Source organism: Lysinibacillus pakistanensis (assembly GCF_030123245.1).
Taxonomy (GTDB): domain Bacteria; phylum Bacillota; class Bacilli; order Bacillales_A; family Planococcaceae; genus Lysinibacillus; species Lysinibacillus pakistanensis.
Genome location: NZ_CP126101.1, coordinates 4,267,169 through 4,282,214 on the forward strand (window position 1 = coordinate 4,267,169; position 15,046 = coordinate 4,282,214).

A 15,046-nucleotide genomic window follows, 5' to 3' on the forward strand; every position below is an offset into this window, starting at 1 on the left:
GCTATTTTCAAATTAGTCCAACATCATCTCTTGTTGGTTTTCTTTTCCCTGGATTTAAGTTATTCTTTTGTTCCTTTTTATCAGTTCTAACATCTTTTTTAGTGCCAAGCAGTTCTTTTAGCTTTTCTTTATCACCTTTACTTTCTTTAAAAATTAATTCTCCGTCCAGCGCTTCATTTGCCAATGTTAATAGCTTTTTTGTTAGTAAAGCATTTCTTTTTAAATTTGTATAAGTAATAGTATCTTCATTATTTTCAAGTGCATCTGAAAGACATCTTTGCAACCAGTTTTTTAATATACCTGTACAGCCAATACAATTTTCATATAAATATACAAAGTGTTCCATCAAATTCGCTTCTCTTGGTAACGGTAATAATTTTTGAAAAGTTAGTAGGATAGATTTAAAATTTTTAATGTCTTTATCATTTGCAAAATCATAACGTGGAAAATGAATCTCTTTAACCCTTCTTGATAATTGCCCATCTAAATTGAATACCGCATTTAGATCATAAGTTCCAAATAAAACTATTTTAGTATGACTCATATTTGCTAAAGATTTAATTGAATTAAATTGTTTTTGGTTTTTTTCACTGTTTCCTCTATAATCAGAATTTATTTTAAAAAAGTGTTGCGCCTCATCTATTAAAAGAGCTTTTGTTTCTCTATAAAAGAAAGCACTTTCTATTGATCTTCGTAATGCTGCAGCTGTGGATGCAGTTCTCGTCGTTCTTAATGGGGAATTTGGCATTTTATTCACAACGCTTAAATCAATTTTATAATCAATTAAAGGCTCATTTACAGAAGTAAGAACCCTATAATAAAAATCTTTCCAATTAAATTTCCCTAAGTCAGGATTAGGAAGCTCTATGCCTGTTATTGGAATAATACTTTTATTTTCTTCAAGTTCTTGTTTCATGTCTTTTATCACAGAATTTATTGTCGCATTAAATAATCTTGATTTTCCTACTCCCGACGGACCTACTACCATAATAATATTATGAGAACCCTTATAGATTTCATTTTTCAATTCTATTAATACTTGTTTCATTTTAGGATGACTAACAGTATAATCATTAAAGAATTTTTCACGTTCTTCTTTTGATTTATTTAGTAATTCATCATCAAATAATCTTTGCTTACTTACCATTAATCCAACTCCCCAAAAATTTCGAGTTCATAGTCCTCTTCTTCATCTTTTAAATTACTATTTTCTATCATGTCTTCTTCTGGTTTAAATATAGTATTATTTTCTATTACAGTAAGGTTTGTTTGGATGGGTTTATATTTTTCTATAATAAGTTTTTCTTCTATTTCTTCTGATTCAAGAATATAGCTTGCTATCATTTTTGCAGTTATAGAATGTTTTTGTGAATATAACTTATTCTTTTGCCTAATCTCTTCTGCAATCAATTTAATTTGTTTCTCAGTCTTACCCTCTAGATATTTATATTGTTCAGACAGGCACTCCTCCCATTGATTATCTATAAATGCATAAGCTACTCCAAGATTAAATGGATCATATTTAACCTCTACGCTAGTATTTTCAATTTTAGGATTCCTAAATTTTTCACTCCAGTAATACGAATAGCTTAATTTTATTCCTTGGCCTGGATGAACCTTCCTTGTTTTAGCTTTTGGAGAAGGTAAAGTCATTAAAATAAAAGTTTCATCATAAGGGATGTAAGTATTAGAACGATTACCTGACATAACAATAGATTCCTCAAATGCTTCTTTTGGTGTTTGGTTGAGTGAGGGATTTTCCATATTGTCGTAGATATTAGATATCCAACTATCAAGTCTCTCATTCAGGGTTTCCAAGGTCCAAACAGCATGATTCTTTGGATTCACAGATTTAGTTACTTGCCGAACATTTTTGGTGATTTGAGTATTACCTTTTAGATTGTGAATGAGAAGTTTATTTGCAATACCGAATAACCGTTCAATTACATTTCCATACCTAGCCTTCGCTGCTGGTCTTTCTTTTTTATGAACACCATTTAATGCAAGCAACGATTCAAAATATATGCTACCAAACTCCTTTCCCCCATCAACCACGATATAGTTTGGCAAACGATTATATCTTTTTACACACTCTCTTATCACCATCATACAAGAACGATAAGATGGCTCTTCAAATGTTAAATAGAAAGAAAGAATTCGTCTAGAAAACGCATCAATCATTAAAGTAAGCCATGGTCGCTTAGAAACCTTTCCATTAATCACTAGTTCTATATCTAATTCAGTATGATCGATATGAGCAATTTCAAAAATTCGTTCACCATGTTTTTTAGTAGTAAATTCTAATTCTGTGTATAATTCTTCATATTTATAGGCTGCTCTATCACCTTTCCTTGCTTTTTCCACTTCAAATTTGGGACGATTTTTAATCTTCTCACAAAAAGTTGCATAAGATGGAACGAAGATATTCAGTTCTTCACCTATCACTTGTAATTCACGATAAACCTGCATAGCTGATTTATTTTTTACTGTTTCATAACTTTCCGTTATTACCTTATTCATCAACTCTATCGATTCTAGTGGTATCTTTGACTTTTTATTTCCTCTTTTCTTTTTTTGGGGTATAAGCCCTACATATCCGATTCCATAAAGTTCTTCTGCATCCTTATAGCTTTTCACCCAGTTCCTTATAGTTCTCTCTGAAACATTAATAGCTTCTAATTCTTCACCCTTTATATACTTAGTCACAGTATCAAATTTTTTGTTTGCATCTTCTAAATCTTTTTCATTTGCTTGAGAAATAATTTTTTTCACCTCAGCATTTCCATTACTGTCATTCTTATCAATTCCTTGTATGTACCCTGCTGATATATATGATTCTAATATCTCTAAAGGTAATTCTTGCGCTTTATTATCATTTTCGGAAATTAAAAAGATTATTTTATTTATGGAATCGTAATTAAGAATAGTCCAATTTGTATCTCCCCATAAAATACGATTCCCACTTTTCAACTCAATTTTATGAGTTATTTTTTTATTTCTTATTGTCTTTTCTACTACAGTAAATCCTTTATACTGTTCTTTGTTTAAGTAGACTTTTACAATTTCGAACTCAGATATTAAGTCGTTGTACAAATCAATATAAATAATATTTTTTGCAACTAAAGCATAAATATCATCAGCAGTAAACTCGTCCCCTGCGCTTTGTATAAGTTCTTTCAAAGTTGAGCCTTGATTTACTTGAATAAATTCTTTTATTCTATTAATCTTCCACTCACTTGGAACATGCTCTTTAACAATATAATCCTCTAAAAATTCAAGATTACGTAGAAGTTTCCAATTGATTTCGGAAGACGACCTAACTTGGAAATCAAGATTAAACTCAGCAGCGTACGATTTCCCAGGATCAAAAACCCATTGTCCTTCTCGATTAAAGTATCTTTCCGGATTTTTCTGAGATAATTTAATTAATTCTTCTTCAGTTTTACATTCAATCCAATATGCTTTATCTTTTTCTATTACAAAAAAATCAGCTGTTTTCATGTATGCCATTTTTTTGTTATTTTTACTTTGGTAGTAGTAAATCTTTATTTGAGGCGGTTGATCGTAGTATTCCAAAACATTATCATTAAATTCCAACATATAAATTGTAGGTAATTCAACTTTATGACTTTCAAATTGAATGGTAACCCCCATCTTTTTACTACTATATCTGCCACTAACATTATGTTTACCGCCACCAACTCTTCTCGAAGGAGGTGATTGTCTGATACGTTGAATTTCTGTTACCGCTTCTTCCGATAGAATCAGTTTCTCTGCCCATTCTTGGAATTCATTTGAATTCATCATTGAAATGTTTCTTCCCTTCCACTAAAAAGTTACTTTGAGTTATTAAGCCTCTCCAATGGTCTTGGAGAACCTTTTCTCGTAGTAATCCATTTCTATTTAAATATTTCTCAATTTTTCCGCTACTAGGGTATATTTCATTATTAATTAGCGCATAGAAAGCATAATTAATTTCTTCTTTTAACAATTGGATTCTATGACTTGATTTTTCTTTTATAAAATCGCTATATCTTTTAGAAATCTTCTTACAATAATCAGGGAAATGACTATATAATACACGTCTATCCCTTCCTAATATTTTAGCTGCCTCCATCATTGAAATCGGTGTGTCATATAATAAAATTTCCTTTAAATTATTCTCAATTGCTACAACATCTAGGGGGATTCGATTAATTTTTTCTTTATTTAAGTCGTCCACCTTATTACTGAACTGAAATATACTAGCACTTTTTTGTGGACATTGTAATATAAAATCTAGTAATTTTATATTCAACTTGTAACATATTAATAGAATTCCATTAAATGTAGGTAAATTCCCCTCTTTCAACCAATCTCTCAAGGTACTCTTAGGAATATTAGTGAATTTAGAGAAACTAGAAGTATTGCCTAAAAATATTTCCTCATTTATTAAATTCAATTGCTTAAATACTCTATCTTGATTAATTATTAGACTTAGTTGACTAGTATCCAATTCTAAGAGGGATTGAGTATTTTGAAAAACAAATGTATGCCAAAGCATTTCTAATTTGTCCTTCTCTTTATTTAAAGGATCTTGAGTTAATAATTTAATACAGTTCGGACAATATCCTGGTACCATATGTCTCCGAAGAAAATCAATTTTTTTATTACAAGCAGGACATATTTCTATTAGGTAACGCTTATGTGTAAAACAAATATTTACTGATTTTAGATTCCAGATTAGAGGATAATAGATAACTTTCCCATTATCCATCCAATTTCTTATGCAATTAGGACACCATGCTAATGATTCTTTTAGTAAATTTCTTATAGGGAATAAACCTTTTAGTTTACATAAAGTAAGATTAGCTAGATCTTCTCTTGAGGTTAACATCTCCATTACTTTAATCACTTTTGTTGTGTTATCTGTGAATCCATTTAATGTTTTAGCACCTTCATAAAAACTATTACCTCCATAAATAGTACTTCTTTCCAAATACTCTTTATTCATTTCAGGAATCACTATCTTATTTATTAAGTGACCTACTGTGATGTTATGTTCATATGCGACTCTAATTAAATAACTACTAAAACTTTCAAGTAGTCCTGTTTCAACGCCCATTGGTTCAATATTGTATAAAACACTTGCAGTATGTGATTGTTCTATCAATTAATTGCACCCCATTTCTTTAAAAATAGACTAATTCCCCAGTAGATTAAAATCTTTAGCGAAATCTTTTGTTAATTTACTTATTGTCAAGTAATCTATTAATTATTCATTTTTAGCTTAAATAAAAAGAAAACTAGATTTTTATGATCATACTAATCCGTTTTTCAGAATTTCATTATAAAAAAAAGCATCCGTCTTGGGATGCTTTGATTAAGAATGCTAGTCAATTATATTGTTATTTAAAATAGTGAAGGGCCACAACTTGAGGTTAAACATAAACATAATGTTTTATTTATAAATGATTAGAGTGATATTGAAAAAAATATATATACCGGAAAAGGATTTTTGGATGAAGTAAGGTATTACAAAATACTTGTAATATCAGTTGTTTCCGTCTGTATCATACTTCTAAATTCCACATGTGATTCTAGGTGAATGTATTCGACTTCCTGTATTTTTGGTGCCCATACGCATAATAGTTTTCTCGCTCTAGAAAATGCAACATATCCTATACGTGCTTCTTCCGATTCTTCATTTTCTCCTAGCCACTCCATAAGTTGCGCTTCAGACTCAGCCATCACTAACACACTTTCAGCCTCTTGACCCTTAGCACTGTGAATACTAAGAGTATGACCTTCATTTCCAGATAAATTTTCTCGAAATTCCAATTGTTCTATGAGTTGTGATAACAAAGTTGTTTGAGAAGCTTTTTTCTGACCACTCCACTTATAATTTAAGATTACGATTTTTTTTCCAATCGCTTTACCGTACAATGTCTTTGATTGTTCTGATACAAATTGCTTAACTTTCAAAAACAGATCTGCAACCGAAGTTTCTGTTAGCACAAGGCTGTCCAAGTATTGCAATGTAAATATTTGTAGTTTCCTCCACATAAATGCGTCATAACCTATATCAGCTAACGAAATATAGTTAGGTGGATTATTAAAAAACAAATAGCTAAAAGCTTCTGCCATTTTGGCAACTGCTTTATCAAACTCATTTCTCCTTTTATATAAGATAGCTAACAAGGTATTTTCTAATATGCGATAACAACGATAATGCAGCTCTCTCAATTTGTTAAGAAATTGATTTACTGATACCTCTTTATCTTTCATCAAATCGTTTAACGCTTCTATATACTTATTTTGTCTTGCTAAAATCATGAAAGGTTTATATTGTTTTTCACACTCTATACTTTTACGTAAATGATGAAACAATTCGATTGCCTCTCCAGGACTCCCAACCTCTTTTATAAATACTACTTTCTGCTCACTCATTCCATTACTTCCAATTCCCCCTTGCACAATTTCTGTTTTAAGATTAGCGAATTGTACTATGTATTCCGTACTTCGAAAGTTATTAGTTAAGGTATATTTTTTATAACATTCGTTGTTCCACTTAGCTTGAAACACCTCTGGTTTTGCTCCTGTGAAGCTAAAAATTGACTGATTGAAATCACCCACGCAAAAGAAAGAAGTTCTTTCTAATAAGGAAAATATTTGCTCTTGAAAGAATGTAACATCTTGATACTCATCTACAAGAATATATGGAAATCGTAGACTAAATGCTTTTCTAATATGTTTATATTTATTCAAGATAAGGTAAGAAAGATAAATCACATCTTGCTGATCGATATATCCGTTATCCCGCATATAGATTTTCCATGCCCGTGCCACTTCTGTAGATATCTTGTTTCTATAACAATATGGATTTCCCTCTTCATCACGACCTAAGCTTTCAAATGATTTACATATAGACTCATTAATAAAATGAACTTGACGATTCAAAAGTTCTCCAATTTTTTGTTTATGCCCTCTTGCATAACCAACAGTAGCTAGTTTGTAAGGTTTTTTTTCTTTGTGTGCTAAATAAGAATATGGATTAATTACATGTTCTAACAAAAAGGAATGAATTGTTCCTATAAAAAGTTCAGGAGGAAATTGCATTCCCTCCGTTTGTAGCCTTTCTATAATTTCATCTTTTGCAGTGTTAGTATATGTAATGCAGGCAATACCAGAAAGTGAATTGTTACGATTTTTAATAATATATTTGAGCCGTTCAATTAATAGAGTAGTTTTTCCACTTCCCGGACCAGCTTGTACTGCAATAGATTCCGTCAGCATAGAATTTGCAATTTCTTTACGAAAAACTTCATTATCGTGCATATATTGTCCCCTTTTCTTAAGTCCCTTCCACCTTCATAAGAAATTCAAATACCTGTGTAATATATTTCGGTATATTAAGTTCTTTTCCTTCATTTAACTCATCTAATATATATTGAGAAAATTCCCCTTTTTCTTTTGAAATCACTTTATATGCTTCTTTGGCAAATTCATGTCCATCTAAACCTAGTAGTCTCTCACGGTCACCTTTTGTTCCAATGTCGTATTTTTGAATTAATTCTTGAAAAAACTGTATATTGTTTTCCATCATTAAATCATATTCAAACGTTTTAAGATTACTTGATATATAAATATTAGAAGAACTATCATAGTCTCTAATTAATCCCGCAGTTCTGGCACAACTTTCAAATTCCCCACCTTTCGTAGGGTACACATTTTCTTTCACAACCTTACCGTCTCGCCCCTTAATTTCTTTCCCTTCTCCATCCAGAATCGGTACAGATTCTGGATCACTATCTGTTAAAACTGCACATTTCATATCTAAGCCAGTTGGACCAAATAATTGTAGAAACGGACGGAAAGCTACACCATCAACAGAAATTATAGAAATACCTTCTCCTTCTAACGACTTCCCTTTATATTGAGAACTATCCTCATCATTAACTTGCTCCTTATATATCATAGAAAAGAATTTTGGTATAAGCAGACGTTCTGCAATCCCTTCAACCAATAGGATCTTTTGTCCGAAGAAAATATCAGATTTAGTAGCATCAAGCCATCTTTCTAAATATCGTTTGTATTCACGATTTTCCTTTTCTTTTATATTGAAAATAGTTCCAATACGTTTCGATAAATTTTTATCATTTTTTTTATAAAACATTACTAAACTGTCTAATTCAGCATGTGAGCTTACATGAGAAGAATGGGTGGTCATAATTACTTGTCCTACTACTTTTTGATCAAAGAAATACTTAGCCAAATATTTCTGTAAATTACTATGGAGGTGTGCTTCTGGTTCTTCTACAATGAGAATTGGAAATACATAATCGTGATTTTGCAAACGTTTTTCTTTTATAGCTGTATATTGAGTGAGCAATAGACCAGTATAGAGTAAATTGTTATATCCAAGACCATTCATATCTACAGAATGAATATTATCCTCCTGTGATCCAATCAAAATCTTTAACTCTTTTAGAAGAGAGTCATAATCATTGTCACTCATTTTAATTTTCACTTGCTGGCTTGTAACACCAGTTATATTTCGAAGGTGATTGTTTATACCTCGTTGTACTTTTTGAATTTCCTTACCTTTTATTATTTGTCCATTGAGTTCGTCAAGTTTATCTGAAATTTCTTGTAGCTCAAATTCATCTAAATTGAAGTTTTTCATTATACGATGTAATGGGCCGGATGATTTCCTCAATTCAGCAGTTGCATCTCGAAGAGCCCCTACATACTCAATATTAAATTTTGAAAGCATGTTATAGTCAAAAGTATCCAACGTTTCACATTCTCCACCGTAAATCACCCACTCATATTCATTTAAGGGAAGACGAATTTTTCCAATAGGTGTTTCTACCTTAGGCGGAAGAATAGAAATATTTGCTTTTGGTCTGTATTTATAGGTTATTTTAGCTTCCCCTGGATTTCTTGTCAGCCATTTACTTGTAGTAGCAAGTTCATTTTCCGAATCGATACCTTTTAACGTCGCCTCAATCAAAATTTCAGGCCAAGCATTTTGGATTTTAAGACCATTCCAAAAGTCCTCCTGCTCCAATGTCCGTTTCCGTAAGGAGTAATTACTATTAAAGATAAGACTTAAAGCCTCCAAAAAATTGGATTTTCCTACGTTGTTCTCACCGATTATAATAGATAAACCGTTATTCAAACTCACATTAAATTCCGAGAAATTTCTATAATTAACAATCCTTAAATCTGCTATGTACATGTAAAGCCTCCATATCTCACTTGGATTAGTTTTTTCTATAGCAATCGCCATCGTCCCTTTAGTTTAGATTATTCTCAACACTTTTGATATTTTGCTAATTACTTACCAATAAAAATAAACAGTGAAAATTAGCCCATTTATTATTAATGTCGTCAAAGGAATTATTGTAACGAGTGCTGAAATAACTAATTCACTTTTGATTCTTTTTGAATTAGCTTTAACAATGCTAAATAACGATGATAGAATTAAAATGAATACAGTTATAGTACTAACTAACAATATGCTTCGATTCATTTCACCCGTTATTCTACCGACATCTTCCACGAAAAATACTGCTATTAACCCTATTACCCCCAAAATAAATGAAACTAAAAACCATTTCATGAATTTATCTATTTTGAACACCTCCTAATCCCTTTTAAATTCATTTCAACTTATTGAAGAAATCTTCATTTTGTTTAAGTAAATTATTTCATAACCCTCTTTATATTTTAACACAAATATCCAATTTGCTTATTGAGCTTTATTCCATTAAATGGCCCATAACGGAAAAAAGCGATCTTCTTATTGAAGAATCGCGCCTGATTATTGAAGAAAGAAATACTCTACAAAATAGGTTTTTTTATCTTCAATGCCCTATTTTAAAACTGTCTCGGCTGGGGTAAATGCTTCCCATGGATTATATTTCGTTGTTATTGATGAAATAAACCAATACTCTTTAAATGGTTCTAAATTCTTCTCCACGAGTATAATCTTCTCCCCACCCCCAAAGTCTCCATATGATGCCCATAAATCGTATTTAACGGTGTACTGCATTTTTGATTCGCTGAGCTTTTCTACTTTAGTAAAACGAAAGTTACTAACCGAAGGACTTGACTGACCTGTTATCCAGTGAGTTTGCTCGAATTTACTCTTTGATTGCTTTCGAAGCGCAGGGGATAACATCGCATATTGAACAGCACCACTTCGATTATTTACTCCTGATATCCACAATTCAACAGCTTGTTTTGGTTCGGTTACCATCAAACCAGTCATAAAAGACATTAACTGGCTTTCTAAAGGAGTGAGTGGTTTGCCTTCAGTAATCTTTTCCTCAAAGGAAGGAGGAGTATCGTTCGATTTTGCATTTACTGTTCCATAATACAAATCACAAATTAGTATACTAAATAAAACCAAAAGAAAAGGTTTACTTTTATTCAATTCCATCACCTTAAATTATATTTGGGTTTAGTATATCCAGTTCAATTACAACAATCCCAATCAAGTAAATGGCCCTATAATAAAAAAAACACCCATTTCTACATGAGTGTCTTAATTGAATGAAAGTTTTTTAAAAGTATTTACTGTATAAATCCTGTCTTAGCTTTCCGCTTAGCTGAGCGTATATCTTTGTAGTCTCACTCTTTTCATGACCTAGTAAACTTTGTATGACATCAATTGGCGCACCGTTATTAATCATATGCGTTGCATAGCTGTGTCGTAATTGATGCGGATGTATACTCTTTTTTATACTTGCACGATTTGATATGCGCTTGATAATATATCTTAAATTATCAATGCTCATTCGTCTTTTCGGCCTTCTGTCCGTAATAAACAAACAAGGTTCCTTATCCTCTCGTTCATCTAAATACCTTTTTAACCAAATAGAACAGCGGGTATTAAAGTACACTTCCCTTTCTTTATTACCTTTCCCTTGTACAATTACTGAATTCGATTGAAAATCGATATCTTCTCGATTTAATTTTACAATTTCACCAATACGGCAGCCGGTTGAATACATAAACTCAAATAGTGCTTTCTCCATCGTTGTTTGACAAGCTTCCCTTAGATGTTCTATCTCTAATTCTGAGAGAAATTTAGGAATCCTTTTACCTAATTTCGGCTCTTTTAATTTAGCTGCAGGATTTTTTAGAGTATAACCTTCTTCATGTGACCATCTAAATAATGATTTAACACAACGAATCCTATGTCCTAAACTAGAAGGCTTTAAGTGGTCTCCTGATCGTATTAAATATTCTTTTAATCTATCTGTATTAAATTCGTTCATATCAATATCACCAAAAAATCGTAATAATAGATTGTATTGAAAACAATATGTTTTTAATGTAAGCGATGAATATCCCTCGATTTTTTTATCCTGTTGATACCTTTTCCATGCTTCGGATAATAACATGTGTCTTTCACTCCCCCACCTATAAATCTATTAATTCTAAATTCTATTATGTTCAATGAAAGATTTTTTCATACAAAGATATTCAACAACCTAAAAAATAGTGATAGTTTTGAACTCTAATTAATCTAAAAGGCACTTTCCATGTTTCCAGGAAAGCGCCCGATTGTTGAGTAACAATGAATCATTAATTAAACAATGACTTTTTCTTATATTTCGAGGCAAAAGGTAATCCAGTGTCTTCTTTGACTGGTAGTGCATCAATGTCCGTTCTTGACCCAATTATTGGATGGTCTTTATTGTCTTATAACATTGCGATTAATCTAGTTCCAAGGTACTGGTGAAAATGATGTCTTAATCCGATCGTATAATCTTTGTTTTCCTTAGTTAGGTTCTTTACATTCATCTGTTATTCTTCTTTGTTTGTTTTATTCAATAGAATTGTCAAATTAAGTACAATACAGATATGCCTCAAAGGAAACTAAAAGACATGCTTTCTGTTAGAATTTAGGGTTCATGCCTTTTAAGGATTTTATTCAGTGTCTATTCTAACGGGCTTGACATTTAACGGCGTTTCTTTTTTTGATTGATTAGCGAAATGCATAACCCCTTACATACTCTCTTTGCGACAATGAAGCAAAATGAAAATCTAGGGTCTTAACATTTCTCCCTTGTCCCATGAAACAATTAATCGATTCAATCTTCTTAGCCGAGTTTCTTCTTTTTTAGCACTCATTACCCACCAAATAGAATCTCTTCTGTACGAAGGTGGAAGCTGATTAAAGAATTCCCAAGAACTTGGATGTTTTCTAATTTCATCCTCATATTCTTTCGTTAAAGTAACGTTCCTATGAACGAAAGAATAACCTGTTTGATCATTTCTTTGATTGAAAACAGTCAATCCCTCAGGCCTCATTTGATTGTGTTCTATCAGTTTATGCACCTTTTGCACATTAACTTTACTCCAGAGGCTATTAGGCTTACGTGGAGTAAAGCGAATTTTATAGCAATCTTCATCAACTGTTTTTCGTATCCCATCAATCCAACCAAATGACAGTGCACAATCTACTGATTCGGACCAAGTGAGACTTGCTTTATTGGTCTTTTTCTTTAAAAAAACTATCCAAATTTCACTAGCTGTTTGGTGATGAATATCCAACCAATCAATAAATTCTGTTTGATTACTAAAAAATAGCACTTCACTCATTTTTCCAGCCATTCTAAAATCATTTGATTAAGCTCTTCAGGTCTTTCTTCTTGAATCCAATGACCAGTGTTTAAACTCTTAATGTCTATATTAGGTACAAAATCTTTTATATTTGGAAGCGGCGGAATAATATCTTTCTCACCATAAATCATCAATGTTGGCTGATGAAGAATAGGAGATACTTCACCTAATAAATGCCAATTACGATTTAAATTTCTGTACCAATTGATACTTGGAGTGAAACCCGTCTTATTGAAGGCTGTGATATAAACAGAAAGATCATCATCGCTCATAACAGGTTCACCTAACGGCTGGGTTGCTTTAGCTAGATTAATCATTTCCATTCCTTCAACAGAGCCTTGTGATGGAACATTCTTTCGATATAAGTTACGAAGAAATTGGGCTGCGTTTTCGTCTAATACAGCATCTGCAACACCTGGTTGTTTGTTAAAGTGAACAAAATAGTAATCATCGCCAAAAGCTTCTTCCATAAAATCAATCCAAGGTCTCTCTCCTCGAACTTGGTAGGGCAAGCATAAGTTAATCATTTTATTAACACGTTCTGGATGCAGCAAAGCCATACTCCAAACAACACTTGCGCCCCAATCATGGCCCATAAAAATGGCATCTTTGTATTGGTAGTGATCCAAAAGAGCAACAAGATCACCCGTTAAATGTTCAATATCATATTTTGTGACTTCTTTTGGACAAGAAGACTCTCCATACCCTCGTTGATTAGGAATAATAACGTGATAACCTGCTTCTACAAGAGGAGTCACTTGATGTCTCCAAGAAAAGGCATGCTCTGGCCATCCGTGGCAGAGAACGATAGGTTGCCCCCCATTTTTTTGTCCAGCTTCAAAAACCTCTAGCTCCACACCGTTACCTGAGATAAGTGTTGGTGTTGGAAATTCATAATTGTTTGTCATTTAACATCCTCCTAATTAAAATAAAAGTATCTTACAATGACAATATTATCATGGACGTTTGACAACGGTCTGTCAGCTTTGAGAAACTCACTTAATGATATTTGTCAGCCATCAATCTGAGTTTGGAAGCAATTTTTTTGCGCATTTCTTTTGGAGCTAAGACCTCTATATGCTCTCCAAAACTAAATATGAGAGAGAACAACCATTCTTTTTCGGGGAATGTAGCTGTAACAAGAAGTTCACCTGTTTCTAACACCGCAATATCTTCTTTATTAAAAACATCCTTCACACGAGACTTCATTTGAGGGGAAACTTTTAAGACAATTGTTGTCATTGTTGTTTGTTCATTTAATAATGCCATAATCTCGTGATAGGATTTTTCTCGACGTTCAAATGAGTGATTTTCAATGTGAAAATCACTCATACGGGAAACTCTAAATATTCTGAAGTCTTCTTTTAAAAGACAATAAGCAAATAAATACCAAGTATAATTTTTAAATATGAGCGACATAGGCTCAACTTGTCTTTTGCTGACGATATTATCATAATTTCTGTAGTCAATAGTCAGTAAATTAGTCTGTGTAATAGCTTTCCTTAGCGTCTTAACTAATGCTTTTTGATTTGGAGAGTCTCCATAAGGATGTAAATCAATGATGATTTGTTCCATATGCAGCTTTAGATAATCTACCTTGTTTTCAGGAATGATATTTTGTAGTTTTTCTATGGATGATTCTAACTCAATGTCGTCAACTGTGAAATTAATATCCTTGAGAACAGAAAGAAGGGAGGACAGGTTATTAAGAGTTAGTACTTGATGATTTAATTTATAACTCTCATAAATGCTGAATCCACCATTGTTTCCGGAATGGGAAATGATGGGAATACCAGCTAGATTGATTGTTTCAATATCTCGGTAAATAGTCCGGACCGACACTTCAAATTTCTCAGCCAATTCATTTGCTGTTACACGATTTCTATTAAGTAACATCACAATAATGGTTAACATACGTTCTATTTTCATCTTGTTCTCCTTAAAAATATAATTTTATATTATGTAGTAGAATCAATTTCATAATACGCACTTTTAAAAAATCATAAAGAAACAGAATTTCGATGATTTCTTAAAAAAACGTATAAATAGCTAATTATGCTACAGAAAGTTGTAGTTGGGAAAGCCGATCAACCGACCTTTTCATCACAACATCTAGGATTGGATGAATGTCAATACCGGATAAAACCGAATTAAAACGTTGAGTAGGTTCCAAATCGAATAAAACTTGCATGTCAAACAGGCTTTCTTGTCGTATAATGGACATAGGGGTATCTCTCCAGTCTGTTAATGTGTGTGTCGTAACTCTCATTATACAGGATTTGGGGAGGTACCCTATTTTTTTGTCGTTTTAAACTTAGAGCCCAAAGGGCTCAGAGATATGAAATTGATTCATCTACATTTAAATTTTAAACTAACCTGTTTCGTTAGTTTAAGTACATTAATTCACAATATAACCTAAATTTTA

At 32.1% G+C, this 15,046-nt stretch carries 11 protein-coding genes; all 11 read right to left on the bottom strand.

Annotated features, from left to right (window positions below; all coding sequences use genetic code 11):
• Window positions 1-7 precede the first annotated feature (7 nt).
• A complete protein-coding gene (locus tag QNH24_RS21310) occupies window positions 8-1,147 on the bottom strand; it encodes an AAA family ATPase (protein ID WP_283869436.1) in 1,140 nt (379 codons plus the stop codon).
• Window positions 1,147-3,807: a TnsB C-terminal domain-containing protein gene (locus QNH24_RS21315; protein WP_283869437.1), complete on the bottom strand. Its 2,661-nt coding sequence runs from the start codon at window positions 3,805-3,807 to the stop codon at window positions 1,147-1,149. Before QNH24_RS21315 ends, QNH24_RS21310 begins: the two co-directional genes overlap by 1 nt.
• The gene (locus QNH24_RS21320) at window positions 3,791-5,152 is read right to left on the bottom strand and encodes a TniQ family protein (protein ID WP_283869438.1); all 1,362 of its coding nucleotides are present in this window, start codon (window positions 5,150-5,152) and stop codon (window positions 3,791-3,793) included. The genes QNH24_RS21315 and QNH24_RS21320 overlap by 17 nt, the downstream gene beginning before the upstream one ends.
• Before the next feature lie 362 nt (window positions 5,153-5,514).
• Window positions 5,515-7,317 carry a UvrD-helicase domain-containing protein gene (locus tag QNH24_RS21325; protein ID WP_283869439.1) on the bottom strand — a complete coding sequence of 601 codons (1,803 nt, stop codon included), beginning with the start codon at window positions 7,315-7,317 and terminating at the stop codon, window positions 5,515-5,517.
• Window positions 7,318-7,333: 16 nt separating this feature from the next.
• The gene (locus tag QNH24_RS21330) at window positions 7,334-9,223 is read right to left on the bottom strand and encodes an ATP-dependent nuclease (RefSeq protein WP_283869440.1); all 1,890 of its coding nucleotides are present in this window, start codon (window positions 9,221-9,223) and stop codon (window positions 7,334-7,336) included.
• A 636-nt stretch (window positions 9,224-9,859) separates the two neighbouring features.
• Window positions 9,860-10,423 (bottom strand): hypothetical protein, encoded by a 564-nt coding sequence (locus QNH24_RS21335; RefSeq protein WP_430674302.1) that lies wholly within the window; start codon window positions 10,421-10,423, stop codon window positions 9,860-9,862.
• A gap of 130 nt (window positions 10,424-10,553) precedes the next feature.
• Entirely contained in the window at window positions 10,554-11,396 is an 843-nt protein-coding gene (gene xerA, locus QNH24_RS21340; RefSeq protein WP_107950139.1) for a site-specific tyrosine recombinase/integron integrase, read from the bottom strand.
• A 646-nt stretch (window positions 11,397-12,042) separates the two neighbouring features.
• A complete protein-coding gene (locus tag QNH24_RS21345) occupies window positions 12,043-12,600 on the bottom strand; it encodes a YdeI/OmpD-associated family protein (protein ID WP_283869442.1) in 558 nt (185 codons plus the stop codon).
• Window positions 12,597-13,529 (bottom strand): alpha/beta fold hydrolase, encoded by a 933-nt coding sequence (locus tag QNH24_RS21350; RefSeq protein ID WP_283869443.1) that lies wholly within the window; start codon window positions 13,527-13,529, stop codon window positions 12,597-12,599. The genes QNH24_RS21345 and QNH24_RS21350 overlap by 4 nt, the downstream gene beginning before the upstream one ends.
• Window positions 13,530-13,620: 91 nt before the next feature.
• Window positions 13,621-14,550: a helix-turn-helix transcriptional regulator gene (locus QNH24_RS21355; protein ID WP_283869444.1), complete on the bottom strand. Its 930-nt coding sequence runs from the start codon at window positions 14,548-14,550 to the stop codon at window positions 13,621-13,623.
• Between the two features lie 124 nt (window positions 14,551-14,674).
• Window positions 14,675-14,845: a hypothetical protein gene (locus QNH24_RS21360; RefSeq protein ID WP_010861407.1), complete on the bottom strand. Its 171-nt coding sequence runs from the start codon at window positions 14,843-14,845 to the stop codon at window positions 14,675-14,677.
• Between the last annotated feature and the right edge of the window lie 201 nt (window positions 14,846-15,046).